Source organism: Acetobacter tropicalis (genome assembly GCF_001580915.1).
Lineage (GTDB): Bacteria > Pseudomonadota > Alphaproteobacteria > Acetobacterales > Acetobacteraceae > Acetobacter > Acetobacter tropicalis.
The window spans coordinates 21,103-36,553 of the sequence record NZ_LHZQ01000214.1; the positions used below are offsets into that span (position 1 = coordinate 21,103).

Sequence of the window (15,451 nt, forward strand, 5' to 3'; positions counted from 1 at the left end):
CCGGGCTGATAATCTCTCTTTTCACTTTCTAGAATGCCGCTGCCTTCGATAGCTGAATTTTCAAGCCGACTTTAAAATCAGACTTACAGTGAACATCTGGACGAAACAGGATTCTTCCGACGCAGGCTTTCCCCATAAAAAAGCCGGAGCGGGATGTATCCCCTCCGGCTTTTTCGTGGCTCTCAAGCCGTGTTTATTCCCACCAGATCGACAGGGAGCGAACGCCCTGTGCCCCGCGGATCAGAACCCCCTGAATATCCGCTGTCGCGGAAGGGCCGCTCATCAGCACGCCATAGTTGGCGGTGTGAAATTCCGGACGCTCCAGATAGGCCGTGTGCATATTGGCGGTCAGATTTTCCTCAGACAGGATCACCACAATATGCTGGGTCAGATGCGCGGCTGAATTAAGGTTATTCAGTTGCGCTTCGCTTAGATAGATGGACCCCATTTCCGCAATACCGAAGGGGCTGCGCACAACCAGCACATCAGTGGCCGCTGCCTGCTGCGGAGATTCAATCTCTTCAATGCGAATGGTGCCTTCAAAATCAGGCACAGCGGAGCAGATCACCTTGGCGTCTGGAAAACGGCGGGCAATGGCCGTGGCCAGTGTGTCACCTTCCTGAGGCATCAAAATCTGACCACCCAGAATCTGAAGGGAATTTTCAAACCGGTCACGCCCCTTATCCATATCCCCCAACATAGCCACGGGTGGCAGTGGATGGGCAGCGGGGTCTGGACGGTTGGCGCGCAGGGTGGCCAGAATGGTATCGCGCGAGCTCATTGTGCCTTGTCCTTCTTCAGACGGTTCTGCTTGTACCAGCTATGGAAAGTCTGCTTCACCGGGTGCGGCAGTTCCCTGTGTTTGCCCCACGGGTTGAGCCAGTTATACAGCACAAAGCGCGGCATGGTGCTGAGCGCGACCTCGGTCCCGTTAATGGCTGTGCGGTACAATTTGGGCTGACCCATCAATTTGCCAGCCATATGCATGATCTCCCGCTTCACAAACGGCAGTTCATGATGTTCGGCCAACACGCGCCGCCATTTGTAAAGCTGCTCATGAATATTGATCTTCACGGGACAGACGTTGGTGCAGCTTCCGTTCATGGTGGAGGCAAACGGCAGGGTGCTGTATTTCCGTTCATTGAAGGTGGGATCGATGATTGCGCCAATCGGGCCAGAATACACGGCACCGTAGGACAGACCACCGGAACGGCGATAGACCGGACAAGTGTTCATGCAGGCACCGCAGCGGATACATTTAAGAGACGTCCAGAACTCTTCCATGCCCAGCCGGGTGGAGCGTCCGTTATCCACCAGAATAATATGCATTTCCCCACCCTTTTGCGGGCCACGGAAATGGGTGGTGTACTGCGTGATGGGCGAACCAAGCGCGCTGCGTGACAGCAGCCGCACAAACACGCCAAGGTCAGCCATACGCGGCACAAGGCGTTCAATCCCCAGCGTAGCAATATGTAGGTTTGGCACTGTAGAGCTTAGATCTGCGTTGCCTTCGTTTGTGCAGACAACAAAGGTTCCGGTTTCCGCCACAAGGAAGTTGCCGCCCGTCATGCCTGCATCCGCCGTCAGAATAACGGGGCGCGCCGCCATACGCTGTGCTTCCGCCAGGGACTGCGGATCGTTATCGTTCGGGTCCGTATGGTAGTTTTTGGCAAAAATCTTTGCCACATCCGGCACAAGTTTGTGCACAGCGGGCACAACAATATGGCTGGGAAGCTGATCATCAAGCTGCTGGATGCGCTCGCCCAGATCCGTTTCCGTCACGGTTACACCGCGCGGCTCCAGATAAGCGCGCATGTCACATTCTTCCGTGACCATGGACTTGCTCTTGATGAGCGACTTTGCACCGTGCTTTTCCAGAATCTCGCCAACAATGCGGTTATGTTCCGCACCATCAGCCGCCCAGTGCACATGAATGCCGTTCTTTTTGGCATTGGCTTCAAACTGCTCCAGATATTCGGGCAGATTGGCCAGCGTGTGTTCCTTGATTTCAGAAGCACGTGTGCGCAGATCTTGCCATTCCGGCAGCAGGTGCATCTGCTGGTCGCGCTTCTGACGCATGTCCCACAGCCTTTCATCATGAAAGGTCAGATGCGGGGCGTCTTCCAGAAACTCTTCCGCCGCCTTGGCGTGATTGACTGGTTTGACCTTCATGCCCGTGCTCCGTTCAGGATTTCAGCAATATGAATGAAGCGAATGGGCACGCCATTCCGCTCAGCACAGCCCTGCTGATGCATCATGCAGGACGTATCGGCCGAGACAATATATTCCGCCCCGGCATTGTGATGGTCACGCACCTTGTCCAACCCCATACGGGCGGAAATGGCTTCTTCCGTTACGGAGAACGTGCCACCAAACCCGCAGCACTCATCAGGCCGCTTGGGGGTTGCAAAGGTAATACCCTTTACTTTTGACAACAGATCCATGGGTTTGGAGAAGAACGGCTCTCCCAGTTCGGACATGCTGGCCGTGCGCAGGGCGCGCAGGGTGCCGCAACTGTTGTGCAGGCCCACCTTGTGCGGAAACTCTGCCCAGGGGAAAGCATCAACTTTCAGAATATCGTGCAGAAATTCCACCAGTTCGTAGGTATTCTTGCGCACATGCTTGACGTCTTCCGTCTGCGGAATGGCGTCAAAATTGTCGCGCACATGATGGGTGCAGCTACCGGAAGGCATGACGATGGCATCATATTTGGCAAAATTGCGCACAAACAAAGCCTCAGCCGCGGCGGCATCAGAGTTGCAGCCGGAATTCGCCATGGGCTGACCGCAGCAGGTCTGATCCATTGGATACTCAACATCCTGCCCAAGTTTTTCAAGCAGTTCCAACGTCGCTATCCCGGCGTTAGGATAAAACGCATCAATATAACAGGGAATAAACAGACCGATCTTCATCAAACCCTCCGGTATAAAACAGGCTTACCCTGCCGCAATCATGATTTCGACAAGCGATGGACCACCGGAAGCCAGAGATGCTTCAATGGCAGGTGCGATATCCGCAGCCCGTGTAACCTGACACGAAGGTACACCCATAGACCGCGCCATAGCCTGATAATCTATGGTCGGATCAACAATATCCATGGCTGGATATGTTCCATCACGTGCAGAAATGTAATCTTTCTGCTGCCGCATGAAATTTTTGAGAACATTATATTCGCGGTTGTTCATGACCACGAATGTGACAGGCAGCTTTTCATGCGCTGCCGTCCACAAGGCCTGAGGCGAATAAAGCGCCGCACCATCCCCCACCAGAGAGACAACGCGGTCACGCCCCAAACCAAGAGAAGCGCCCACCGCAGCAGGCATGCCCCAGCCCAGCGCCCCACCCCGCAGGAAAGAGTATTGGCCAGACCATGAACTTTCCAGAAACAGCCGCACATCGGAAGACGTTGCAATAGCTTCATCCACAATCGCAACATCGGGGCCGATGGCCCGCACAGCTTCCCACGCTGCCACCCGTGGCAGAATGACCGCTTCGTTCTGGCGGCTCCGGGCTTCCTGAATAGCCTCGGCCCGCAACGTCCGGCGCTGTTGCGCCACCGTGGCAGCATTGGCTGCATAGGCATCCTGCCGCCCGGCTGTTGCAGCCTGCAACAGCGGAAGCAACGCCGAGAGAGAAGCCTTGATATCCCCCACCACGGAAAGCGGCGTATAGAATGTACGCCCCAGATCCTTCACATCGGAAGACATCTGATACACGGCGCATCCCGGCGGCACAGCCGGGCCTTCCGTATAGAGAATGGTAATCAGGGATTTCCCACCCAATGCAAAAATGGCGTCATAATCACTCAGCCGTTCGGCAATCGCTGTGGCCTGGGTGGGCAGGTTGCCGCACCACAACGGATGTGCCGTGGGAAAAGGCACGCGAGAGGGCCACGATGAGCCATAAACCGGTGCACCCAGGCATTCCGCTGCTGCTGCCACTTCAGCCGCAGCATCCGATGCATAGACTTCATCGCCCGCAATAATGGCCAATCGGCCTGGGGAAATGGCGGCTAATGTTTCCGCCAGTTGGTCCAGCCCGCCAGCCACAGCATTCCGATTGATGACTGAGGGAGTGCCAATATCCACGCTGCTCATTTCTTCCATGACATCCATGGGAAGAGAGAGGAAAACCGGACCAGTTGGGGCGGCCATGGAATCATGGAACGCGCGGCGCATCAGCACAGGAAGTTGGTCGGCATGCGCCACTTCCTGCGCCCATTTGACTGCCGGGCGTGCAATCTGAACCAGATCACCAAACAAAAGAGGGTCTGAGATGGTGTGGCGGGAATCCTGCTGCCCGGCCGTAACCACCAATGGCGTTTGAGACACGCTGGCATTCAGCAGATTGCCCATGCCGTGCCCCAGACCGCCCGCAGTGTGCAGATTAAGGAAGCCCGGCTTGCGCGCTGCCTGTGCGTAACCATCGGCCATGGCCACCACGCTGGCTTCCTGCAAGCCAAGGATATACCGCACATCCTGCACTTCCAGCAGGGCGTCCATTAACGGCAGTTCCGTGGTACCCGGGTTACCGAAAATATACTCTACGCCTTCGCTACGCAGAATTTCCAGCAAGACCGCGGCTCCCCGGCGTGTGCCGCCGTTGCCTGCTGCATCCACAGATGAGACCTGCATTCCTCTTTCCTTCACCAAAACATCCACGGGCGGCCCGCATGCGGTGAACGCCCTTTTATCTGTAGACGTTCCGGTGCTCTGGCGCGTCCGTCAAGCCGGATAGCCAAGGACACGCCAGCAACACAGGGGTTTGCTGGCCTGCAAGGAGAAGCAGGAAAATGCTGTGTGAAGTCGGGGGGCGACATCTGCACGGATCAAGGTCTTTCATACTACGCAGCCGGGCGCAGGAAAGACATCAGGGAGAGGTATTCTCTCCCTCAATGCATTTAAAAACACCGCAGCGCTGTGTGTTATAACAGGAAGCGCTGCGGAGAAACAGTAAAACAATATGCGTTTGGGCCAGAACAGGCTTTACGCTGCCGCAGAGGTTTCCCCCAACTGGGCCAGCGGCTGCATGAGCAGATGGTTGTGGGAGTAATCAACCGGCACGGCAATCACCACCGGACCCTGAACATCCATGGCGTCACGCAGGGCTTTGCCGACACCGTCCGCAGAATTGACGGTAATGCCTTTGGCACCGCATGCTTCTGCAAATTTTGCAAAATCAATCGGCCCGAAATCCACGCCAGAGCCACGACCGTATTTTTTCTTTTCCTGCATTTCAACCATGTTATAGGCCTGATCAATCCAGACCATATGGATGAGATTGCACTTCAGCCGCACAGCGGTTTCCAGCTCCATGCTGGACATCATGAACCCGCCATCACCGGAAATGGAGATCACTTTTTCCGCAGGATTAACCAGAGAAGCCGCAATCCCCCACGGCAGGCCGACCCCCATGGTCTGCTGGCCGTTGCTGATCAACACCTGCCGCGCCCGGAAGGACAGCAGATAACGGGCCAGCCAGATATGGAACGTGCCCATATCCAGACAGAGCGTCATGTCCGATGTGACGAACTGTTCAAGTTCACGTACAATCTGGAGCGGATGCACAGCATTGTTGCTGGTGCTGCGGGCGTTCAGCAGCGCAGAACTGCGAGCAGCCTTGTAGCCTTCCAGAATGGTTTCCAGTTCCGGCGCACGATCCAGCTTCCCGGTTTCCTTGGCCAGAGCTTTCACTGTCGGGGCAATATCCCCCACCAGTTCAACAACAGGCACAAAGGCGTTGTCCAGCTCTGCCGCGACAATATCAATATTGATAATCTTGCGGGCATCATTCACGTTCCACAGCCACGGATCATATTCCACCGGGTTGTAGCCAATTGTCACCACAACATCGGCTTCATGCAGAAGCTGATCACCATGCTGGTTGCGGAACAGACCAACACGCCCGCCGAACCGGTCCACCAGTTCATGAGAAACCGCACCCGCCGCCTGATAGGTGCCCACAACGGGAACACCGGTTTCCTTCACAAACGTTCTTATGGCCTCTGCAACATCCGGACGGCTGGCCAGCATGCCCAGCAACACGACCGGGCGGGCTGCATTTTTCAGAAGTTTAGCTGCCTCAGCCACAACATCTGCCGAGGCCGGACCCGTTTTGGGCACGGCCCGATCTGCCAGAACAGGTGCATCAGCAGGCATGGACAGAACATCCATAGGTGTGCTGACAAAAGATGCGCCCGGCCGACCACTTTCCGCAAAACGGAAGGCATTGGCAATGACTTCTGAAATAGCCGTCGGTGTCGTAATTTCCGCACTGTATTTGGTAATGGGCTTGAACAGGCTGACCGTATCCATGGTCTGGTGAGTCAGCTTCAGGCGATCCGCCAGTTTGACGGCACCGCCAATAGCCAGAACCGGGTCCCCTTCTGAATTGGCAGTTGCAAGGCCGGTTACAAAATTTGAGGCGCCTGGGCCGGATGTTGCAATTGCTACACCAGCCTTGCCCGTCAAACGCCCCAGACCACCCGCAATAAAAGCAGCGTTCTGTTCATGCCGGGTGACCACCGTAGTAATGGGGGAATCGACCAGCGCATCAAACAGGCGGTCAACCTTGGCCCCTGGAATACCAAAGACATGCGTAATGCCGTGGGCCACCAGATTTTGGACAATAAGCTCCGCGCCGCATTGTGCAGCGTGATCAGATTTTTTCGTCATGACTGTAAGATCCTGAAAGAATAACCACCAGAACTTGCTGTTTTGCAGATTCCGGTGGTTAGAAAAGGAAGTTAGCCGCCTTCAGCAATCCGAATGGCTTCGCTCAGGTGCTCAGGATTCAGATTGGCCTGAGCAAACTGCTCGGTGCGAGGCAGCTTGATTTCAAGGTCGGAGATCGTGGCAACTTCCAGTTGCCCACGCACCAGCCGATATTCGGTAACATGCCCGCCACGTTTCTGATCTTCCGTCAGAAAATGCAGGTGGTAACCAGCAACGTTCACACCCTGCATGTAAACAGGCGTGCGGAAACCGATCATGGTGCCGGTTACAGATTCCATGGTGAGGGTCGGCTGTTTCTTCACCACTTCAAGCATATGCGGGTATGGCTTGCACTGGCAGAAGACCGTCCGGGTATCCACCCGCTCAAACTCACCGGTAAAACGCACGGCGGCAAACAGGTTGGGGTTCCCAACCAGACTGTCCACCAGGCCTTCAAAACTTTCCTTGGTCTGCGGACGATCAATGTTGAACGTTTTTTCCGGTTCGAAATAGGTGACGCAGGCAAAGGGTGTTTTCAAAGAACCAGGCACTTCCGCTGCCAGACCCTCAGCCCGGAACTGGCGCACCACCCCTTCCGTGACAATCATTTCGCCATCAAGCGCGTTGAACGTCCCCAGCCCGAAATTGCCGTATTGAAGCAGTTCATCCAGAGTGGTTTCGCCATCATAAACAGCATCCAGCAACGCTGCCATGGTGGAGGTCTGATACAGGCGGTTTGCCACGGGCTTTTTGCTGACACCATTTCCCAAGGCGGAAGACCGGACATCCATGTCGGTCACCGGGCTGTTTTTCATGCTTCGCACCGTCTCACACTCTTGCTGATTAAGATTTGTGAGAAAAAGTTATAACAAGCCAACCAAGTGTTCCAATATATATTGAACCCATTATCCATACATATTATATATGCGACATGAACATCCGACACTTGCGTTACTTTGTAACAGTAGCTGATCTTGGCAGTATTACCCGTGCTGCTGAAGAACTGGGTATGGAACAACCCCCATTAAGTCAGCAAATCCGCCAGTTTGAACAGAAATTGGGCGTAAAACTGTTTGAACGGCAGACACGCGGTGTAAAACTGACGGAAATTGGCGCAACCCTGATTCCGCGCGCACGCGCCATTCTGGAATTGCAGCACCAGTTTCAGGTCACAGCCGAAGGACTCGCCCGCGGGGAAGTCGGGCACATCCGGCTCGGGCTAGCGGGAGCAGTACCGCTTCTTCCGGTTATCCCTCTTGCCATCAGATCTTTTCGGGATATTGCCCCGGATGTCACCCTCTCTCTGGAAGAAAGCAATACACCGGCCCTGTGTGCCGCACTGCACGAGTCCAGTACGGATATTGCCATTGTTCGCCCTCCCGTGCCTGATCCCGCGCGCCTTTCCGTTTCGCATCTGCTGGATGAACCGACTGTTATCGCCCTGCCCCGTGGTCATCGGCTGACAGAAGAGCCTGTTATCAGTCTGGACATGGTGGCGGATGATCCTTTGATCATCTTTCCCCGTGAACTAGGCCCCGGTTTTCATGATGCCATTCTTTCGGCCTATCAGTTGGCCGGGGTCACACCCATCCTGGGGCAGCAGGCACCGCAGATTGCCGGCACGGTTCCGCTGGTTGCCGCTGGGATGGGCGTTTCAGTTGTGCCGCGTTCCCTGTGCCAGATTCATGCGGGCGGGGTCACGTTCCATACCATCAGCGAACCCGCACCACGGGCCACCCTTGCCGTCGCCATTCGGTCTGGCCAGAACATGCCTATTGTCAGCCGCTTTGTGAAAATTCTGCGCACAACTTGCCGAGAATGGGAAAAAATGAGCCCGGAAGCACAGTTTCCCGCTTCCGGTTTCTAAAACACGGAACATCACCCATTCCGCCTCTTACCGAAATGGGGGCTTAAATGACCTGCTCCAGCAAATCAGGACGTGCTGCCTCAAAACAATTTTCAACCTGCCAGAGTGATCTGACAGGTTCTCATCGCTTTTCCGAGTAAGCATTGAAAAGTCAGCCGTTACGGGATGGCGAAGGATTTTTGAGACGAAAGGCGGATTAGTCTGGCGGCACGATGCAGTGCCATCCAGCTGACACCCCAGATCATTCAACCCCAAAAGACTCGCCAGACCTAACTTGGCAGACTTTTCAACAAGCAGCCTCTTATTGACGGTGATACGGCACGGAAGCGCGCGGCAGACCGTCCTCTATCGGCATGCTTTCATCGCGGGACCATTCATTCCAGGACCCCATGTAAATGCGCAGTTTCTGGAAACCCGCAGACGCCAGCGCCACATAAGTATTGGCTGCGCGTGCTCCTTTGAAACAATAGATGATAATATCATCTTCAGGGAATAGATTACGCGATGCCGCCAGTGCACGAATATCCTCGGCAGACCTGAAAGCCGACTGCTCTGCGTCAACACGCATGAAATCGTACCATTCTATCCAGACCGCACCGGGAATACGGCCTTTGCGCGGGGCAAAATCCACGCCGTAAGGGGAGGAACTTTCGCCCAGCCATTCCACTTTGTCACGGTTATCCAGCAGTTTGATGCCAGGGTTTTCCAGAGCGGCAAATACGTCTTTCCGTGTTGCCATCAATGCCGTGTTGACCTTCAGGGGGAATTGGGAGGGCGTAATAACCGTACGCTCCGCCGTCAGAGATCCTCCCTGCGCACGCCATGCCTGCAACCCGCCATCCAGAATACCAACCTGCGGGTAACCCAAATAACTGAGAATCCAGTATCCACGGCATGATGCGCCGTAGCGGGTATGAAGCGCATCTTCATACACTATGGCCTTTTTGCTGCCATCCAGCCCGTAATCCGCAAACAGAGTGGAAAATGTCTGCTGAAGCTTGCTGAGCCCTTCCTCTGACGTTTCTGCCAGATAGGTGAAAATATCCGGCATATTGACTGCACCCGGAATATGCTCCTTGGCAAAATCTTCTTCTGCCCGCACGTCAATCAGCAACGCATCATTCTGGCTGATCAGAGCGCGAACATGCTCAGGAGAATAAAGAACCTCTGCTGGCATCGCGCTTTTCCATCTTCATGTGAAAGGAGGCTTTATCCCTATAAGATGTCTTCTTCGCCCGGCAGGGGGGCGATCACAAAGCCGCTATGCCCGCACTTGGCTGTACAGTTTCATCATAAAAACAGAAGGCAGGATCAGGGGCGTCCGGAACGATGATAGGGATGCCCTGCGGCAATGGCCTGCGCACGGTAGATCTGCTCCACCAGCATGATCCGTACCAGCATGTGCGGCCATGTCAGTGTGCCAAAAGACAGTTTTGCATCAGAGCGTTCAATAACAGCGGCATCCAGCCCCTCAGCACCGCCAATGACGAAGCATAACGGGCGGCCAAGAGCAGACCACTCCGCCATTGCTTCTGAAAAACCCGGACTACTGAAGGAGCGTCCGGCTTCATCAAGAACGATGAGAAATGCCTGAGGAGGACACGCCGCAAGAATGGCCTGTGCTTCCCGGCGTTTGATTTCATCAGGGCTGCCGCGCCCGTCAGCCAGTTCCACAATATCCAGCCGGGGGCGCAGGCGCTTGAGGTAACGCTCCACAAGCGCCAGTTCGGCCTTGTCCTTCATGCGCCCAACCGCAACAAGCCTCATGGAGTGCTCCCCAAGGTTGGTTGGGCGTCAGGCGCATGAAGCAACAGGGTCGGAAACATCTGGTCACACGTCACAGAAAACAGACTCAGGCTGTGGGGACAGCCTCTGCGTTGCCGTCATCCAGCTCCGCGCCCCACATTTTTTCCAGACCGTAGAGTTCGCGTGCTTCTGGCTTGAACAGATGCACAATGATGTCGCCCGTATCCAGCAACACCCAGTCTGATCCGTTAGCCCCTTCGATCAGCACACGCTTGATGCCGATTTCCTTGAGCTTGCGTTCGATATGCTGCGCCATGGCGGCAATCTGACGATCAGCCAGACCGGTAGCAATCACCATCTTGTCCGCAAATGAGGCCCGACCGGCAAGATCGATGACCACAATGTTTTCGGCCTTATCATCATCCAGACTGGTGGTGATGAGGGTGAGAGATTGCGCCAGAACGTCGGGAGAGACAGGCTCACGCTTGACCTTGCCCTTAGGGCCGGAGGCCGCGGCTTTCTTGCGGACAGAGCCCGTGCTTGTAGCAGCACCAGCCACAACCGGGCTGGCGGACGGCGCCTTGGCGGCAGCGGCTTTGGCGGTTGCCGTGGAAGACCGTGTGCGTTTCGGTTTCTCGGCGGGGGGATTGGTGGTTATGATCGTTCTCCTGAGTGTGACCTGCCAGACGGGACGAGAGAGCCGACAGAGCTCCCAAATCCACCATTCTGACGAATTGATGTTGCAGATATACCGTTTTGTCGCCCCGGAAGAAAAGTCCATACTGGGGGGGGGAGATCAGCAAGCAATGCTGCGCGGCGGGCCGGTATGCGCCAGTGCGCCATATAATGCCCCGCTGCCCCATGCAAGGCGCGATTATTCTGCCCCGGTCTGGGCATAACGGCCAGGGGCACACACCGCACCAGTTGCCGCCAGCCTTTCCAGCGCGGCAGGGAGGCCAGACCATCTGCTCCGGTCAGCCACACAAACCGTGCATGGGGGAAACGCATCTGTAATTTGCGGATGGTATCAACCGTATAGCGCGTGCCGAGTCGGGCTTCTATGTCCGTTGCCACCAGCTTATGGCCATCCACCAGCCGCGCGACCGACTGAAGCCGCTGAACAAACGGCGCCATACCGGACGTTGCCTTCAAAGGATTGCCGGGCGAGACCATAAACCACACCTGATCCAGCCGCAGCGCCCGCAACGCCCGACGGGCAATGGCCAGATGCCCTTCATGCGCCGGATTGAAGGAGCCCCCCAGCAACCCGATACGCGCGCGCCGCAGATCTCCCGCAGTTGGAATAGCGTCCTGGCCGCCCACCCAGATCAGGTCCGAACCTGTCCTGTGCCGAGCACTTCGTACCGGAAGGTGGTCAGTTGCTCCACACCCACCGGACCACGTGCATGGAAGCGACCTGTGGCAATGCCGATTTCAGCGCCAAACCCAAATTCCCCGCCATCACAGAACTGGGTGGAGGCATTCCACATCACAACCGCGCTGTCCGTACCATTCATGAAGCGGTTCGCTACTGCTTCATCAGACGTGACAATGGCTTCTGTGTGAGAGGAGCCATAGCGGGCAATATGGTCCAGCGCTTCATCCACGCCGTCCACCACGGCAATATTCAACATGGCGTCCAGCCATTCGGTCCCGAAATCCTTCTCGGTCGCGGCAGGCAGATCCGGCACAATCTCACGCGCAGCAGCGTCGGCCTTGAAGCCACAGCCAAACTCAGCCAGATCAGCCACAATCAGCGGCAGCAGGCCGGGGGCAATGGCCGCATCAATCAGCAGGGTTTCCGTCGCCCCACAGATACCAACCCGCCGCATTTTTGCATTCAAGATAATCCGCCGCGCCATGCTGGGGTCTGCTGCAGAATGAATGTAGGTGTGGCAGAGGCCTTCTGCGTGGGCCAGCACGGGCACGCGGGCATCTTTCTGCACACGTTCCACCAGAGACCGACCACCACGTGGAATCAGCAGATCAACCAGCCCGGCAGCACCCAGCATCTCAGCCACATGGGCACGGTCCGCATCGGGGGCAATCTGCACGGCATCTTCGGGAAGATCGGCTGCCCGCAGGCCAGCTTGCATGGCGGCATGAATAGCCCGCGCACTGTGCAGACTTTCCGAACCACCGCGCAACAACACCGCATTACCGGATTTGATGCACAGACCAGCCGCATCTGCCCCTACGTTGGGGCGGCTTTCATAGATCACGCCAATCACACCAACAGGTGTGGCCACGCGACGAATACGCAGGCCATTGGGGCGCGTCCATTCTTCCAGAACACGACCAACCGGATCAGGCAGATCAGCCATATCCTCCAACCCGCGCGCCATGGCTTCCACGCGCTCCGGCGTCAGGGTCAGCCGATCCCGAAAGGCATCATTGGCCGTTGATGCTTCCAGATCGCGGGCATTGGCTTCCAGAATGGTGGCTGATGCCTCACGCAGGGCCGCGGCGGCGGCCCACAACGCCCGGTCCCGCGCGGAAGACGGGGTGGTGGCCAGAGTGCGTGCTGCCAGCCGGGCCCGCTTGGCCAGAACCGTCATTGGTCCCGGCGCAGACGCGGCCACGGTCTGCGTTATCACACTCTGTTCTCCGTCTTCATGCGCCTTCATGGCGTCCTTCATCCCCATTCCAGTGTTAGTCTCAGCCGCTTAACGTTACCGGATCACACGTTGAAGCGGAACAGCAGAACATCACCGTCCTGCACAACGTAATCACGCCCTTCAATACGCAGGCGGCCAGCTTCTTTTGCCCCGGCCTCCCCACCATACTGAACGTAATCATTGTACGCGACTGTTTCACAGGCAATGAAGCCGCGTTCAAAATCATTGTGAATGACGGCGGCTGCCTGCGGTGCTTTTGTGCCTGCGGTAATGGTCCAGGCCCGTGTTTCCTTGGGGCCAACCGTAAAGTAGGTGCGCAGCCCCAGAAGACCGTACCCGGCAGCAATCACGCGGTCCAGCCCGCTATCCTTCAGGCCGAGGCCTTCCAGAAATTCACGGCGTTCATCATCTGCAAGCTGGCTGACTTCGGCTTCAATAGCAGCAGACACCACCACAACCGCAGCGCCTTCCGCTTCGGCTTTAGCCTTGACCGCCTGTGAGAACGCGTTGCCCGTAGACGCCGAGTCTTCATCCACATTGCACACGTACAGCACGGGCTTGGAGGTCATGAGCTGCAGGCGACGAACGGCTTCTTCCTGCCCTTCGGGAATGGCTGTGCGGGCGGGGCGACCTTCCTTCAACGCTTCGATCAACGGTTCCGCCACGGCAATCTGGGCTGTGGCTTCAGCATCACGGTTCTTGGCGCGTTTCTGAAGAGCAGGCAGCCGCTTTTCAAGCGATTCCAGATCCGCCAGCATCAGTTCCGTTTCGATGATTTCCGCATCACGCACGGGGTCCACCCCGCCTTCAACGTGCGTGATGTCATCATCTTCAAAGCACCGCAGCACGTGGATGATGGCATCTACTTCGCGAATGTTGGCCAGGAACTGGTTACCCAGTCCTTCCCCGCGGGAGGCCCCACGCACCAGACCGGCAATATCCACAAATTCAAGGCTGGTGGGCACGGTCTTCTGCGATTTGCCAATTTCCGCCAGCTTGTCCAGCCGGGGGTCAGGCACGGCCACACGGCCCACGTTGGGCTCAATGGTGCAGAAGGGGTAATTGGCTGCCTGAGCCGATGCCGTTGCAGTCAACGCATTGAACAGGGTGGACTTACCCACATTGGGCAGACCGACAATACCGCAGTTAAACCCCATCAGCCCTTACTCCCTTCTGGCAACGCAACTTGCGTCATGAATTTTTCCGGCTGGCCATCCGCCAGCAGCGGCGCGGCGGCCGCCATTTTATCCAGCAGCGGCTCAAGCCAGTCCTGCCGGTCAGACTCCGTGAAATTACCCAGCACCCATCCATGCACACGCTCCTTGGCACCCGGATGCCCGATGCCAATGCGCACCCGCCAGTAATCCGGCGTGCCAAGCATTTTGTCCATGGAGCGCAAACCATTGTGCCCTGCGGCCCCGCCACCCCGTTTCACCCTCACCTTGCCTGCAGCAAGGTCCAGTTCATCATGGAAGGCGGTAATCTGATCGGGCGCAATTTTATAGAAAGCGGCGGCTTCCTGCACGCTGGTGCCGGAAAGGTTCATGTACGTCATGGGGCGCAGCAACAGCACACGCTGGTTACCAACGCGGCCTTCCGCCACCTCACCTTTGAACCGATTGCGCCAGGGGGAAAAGCCGTAGCGCTCTGCAATGGCGTCAACCGCCATAAACCCGACATTATGCCTGTGTCGGCGCATGGAAGGCTCAGGATTGCCGAGCCCGGCCCAGAGCAACATCACTGGTCCTGTATCTTGCAAGTAAAACGGGGGCACATGCGCTGTGCACGTACCCCCGCACCATCACTCCATAACAGAATGACTGCTATCAGGAAGCGGCTTCTTCCGTGCTTTCTTCAGCGTCATCCGCTGCATCAACACTCGGTGCCGCAACAGTGGCGATCACAAAGTTGGGCACGTGTACCAGCGGGGTCACGTTTTCCGTGCCCTTCAGGTCTTCCCAACGCACGTTGTCGTTGATGTCGAGCGTGGACAGATCAACACTGAAGAATTCAGGGATGTGTTCTGCATCGGCTTCAACTTCAACCGTGTGACGCACAATGTTCAGCACACCGCCGCGCTTGATGCCTGGAGATTTTTCTTCGCCAGAGAAGTGAACGGACACTTCAACCGTCACGCGCTGACCAGCAGCCAGACGCATGAAGTCAACATGTTCCGGCGTATCTTTTACCGGGTGCAGCTGAATGTCACGAATCAGGGCGCGTTCGGTCGCACCGCCTTCAATCTTGATTTCGTAAACGCGGGAACGCCAGCCAGAAGCCTGAATACCCTTGATCACGATGCGGGGGTCGAGGGCAATAAGAGCAGGCTCTTTCTTGCCACCATAAATCACGCCAGGCACCAGACCGGCACGCCTCGTCGCACGCGCTGCCCCCTTACCAGCCTTCGCGCGCGCAGAAGCTTCGATGGATGTAATCTTTGACACGGTGTACTCTCCTAGAAACCAGAACGTGCAGGCCTCCAGGGGTGCCTGCACGGTGCGGTGCCC

15 protein-coding genes are annotated in these 15,451 nt (G+C 56.6%); 1 reads left to right on the forward strand and 14 read right to left on the reverse strand.

Going from position 1 to position 15,451, the window contains the following annotated elements; all coding sequences use genetic code 11:
- Nucleotides 1–193 precede the first annotated feature (193 nt).
- The 6 genes from AD944_RS11225 to budA all read right to left on the reverse strand — a co-directional run bounded on the left by AD944_RS11225 (nt 194) and on the right by budA (nt 7,528).
- Complete coding sequence (locus tag AD944_RS11225; protein ID WP_035377503.1) at nt 194–781, reverse strand: LutC/YkgG family protein; 588 nt, start codon at nt 779–781, stop codon at nt 194–196.
- Nucleotides 778–2,172, reverse strand: coding sequence for a lactate utilization protein B (locus AD944_RS11230; protein WP_006559351.1), 1,395 nt, complete (start codon nt 2,170–2,172; stop codon nt 778–780). Before AD944_RS11230 ends, AD944_RS11225 begins: the two co-directional genes overlap by 4 nt.
- Nucleotides 2,169–2,912, reverse strand: a complete 744-nt coding sequence (locus tag AD944_RS11235; protein WP_006559350.1) for a (Fe-S)-binding protein — start codon at nt 2,910–2,912, stop codon at nt 2,169–2,171. The genes AD944_RS11230 and AD944_RS11235 overlap by 4 nt, the downstream gene beginning before the upstream one ends.
- 24 nt (nt 2,913–2,936) lie before the next feature.
- Nucleotides 2,937–4,634 carry a thiamine pyrophosphate-binding protein gene (locus AD944_RS11240; RefSeq protein ID WP_045541466.1) on the reverse strand — a complete coding sequence of 566 codons (1,698 nt, stop codon included), beginning with the start codon at nt 4,632–4,634 and terminating at the stop codon, nt 2,937–2,939.
- A gap of 351 nt (nt 4,635–4,985) precedes the next feature.
- Nucleotides 4,986–6,674: an acetolactate synthase AlsS gene (gene alsS, locus AD944_RS11245; protein WP_045541465.1), complete on the reverse strand. Its 1,689-nt coding sequence runs from the start codon at nt 6,672–6,674 to the stop codon at nt 4,986–4,988.
- A 71-nt stretch (nt 6,675–6,745) separates the two neighbouring features.
- Nucleotides 6,746–7,528: an acetolactate decarboxylase gene (gene budA / locus AD944_RS11250; RefSeq protein ID WP_006559500.1), complete on the reverse strand. Its 783-nt coding sequence runs from the start codon at nt 7,526–7,528 to the stop codon at nt 6,746–6,748.
- Nucleotides 7,529–7,644: 116 nt separating this feature from the next.
- Between budA and AD944_RS11255 the strand changes: the two genes are divergently transcribed.
- Nucleotides 7,645–8,580, forward strand: a complete 936-nt coding sequence (locus AD944_RS11255) for a LysR family transcriptional regulator (RefSeq protein WP_039905036.1) — start codon at nt 7,645–7,647, stop codon at nt 8,578–8,580.
- Between the two features lie 301 nt (nt 8,581–8,881).
- Here the strand turns inward: AD944_RS11255 and AD944_RS11260 are convergent, their stop codons facing one another.
- The 8 genes from AD944_RS11260 to AD944_RS11295 all read right to left on the reverse strand — a co-directional run bounded on the left by AD944_RS11260 (nt 8,882) and on the right by AD944_RS11295 (nt 15,388).
- Complete coding sequence (locus AD944_RS11260) at nt 8,882–9,757, reverse strand: sulfurtransferase (protein WP_045541464.1); 876 nt, start codon at nt 9,755–9,757, stop codon at nt 8,882–8,884.
- Nucleotides 9,758–9,891: 134 nt separating this feature from the next.
- A complete protein-coding gene (locus tag AD944_RS11265; RefSeq protein ID WP_045541463.1) occupies nt 9,892–10,347 on the reverse strand; it encodes a 23S rRNA (pseudouridine(1915)-N(3))-methyltransferase RlmH in 456 nt (151 codons plus the stop codon).
- An 85-nt stretch (nt 10,348–10,432) separates the two neighbouring features.
- Entirely contained in the window at nt 10,433–10,885 is a 453-nt protein-coding gene (gene rsfS / locus AD944_RS11270) for a ribosome silencing factor (protein WP_045541473.1), read from the reverse strand.
- A 95-nt stretch (nt 10,886–10,980) separates the two neighbouring features.
- Nucleotides 10,981–11,649 carry a nicotinate-nucleotide adenylyltransferase gene (locus tag AD944_RS11275; protein WP_058987980.1) on the reverse strand — a complete coding sequence of 223 codons (669 nt, stop codon included), beginning with the start codon at nt 11,647–11,649 and terminating at the stop codon, nt 10,981–10,983.
- A gap of 5 nt (nt 11,650–11,654) precedes the next feature.
- Nucleotides 11,655–12,953, reverse strand: a complete 1,299-nt coding sequence (locus AD944_RS11280; RefSeq protein ID WP_166443804.1) for a glutamate-5-semialdehyde dehydrogenase — start codon at nt 12,951–12,953, stop codon at nt 11,655–11,657.
- 53 nt (nt 12,954–13,006) lie between these two features.
- Nucleotides 13,007–14,101 carry a redox-regulated ATPase YchF gene (gene ychF, locus AD944_RS11285; protein WP_006559492.1) on the reverse strand — a complete coding sequence of 365 codons (1,095 nt, stop codon included), beginning with the start codon at nt 14,099–14,101 and terminating at the stop codon, nt 13,007–13,009.
- Nucleotides 14,101–14,682: an aminoacyl-tRNA hydrolase gene (gene pth / locus AD944_RS11290; RefSeq protein WP_006559491.1), complete on the reverse strand. Its 582-nt coding sequence runs from the start codon at nt 14,680–14,682 to the stop codon at nt 14,101–14,103. The genes ychF and pth overlap by 1 nt, the downstream gene beginning before the upstream one ends.
- An 88-nt stretch (nt 14,683–14,770) precedes the next feature.
- Entirely contained in the window at nt 14,771–15,388 is a 618-nt protein-coding gene (locus AD944_RS11295; protein ID WP_006559490.1) for a 50S ribosomal protein L25/general stress protein Ctc, read from the reverse strand.
- Between the last annotated feature and the right edge of the window lie 63 nt (nt 15,389–15,451).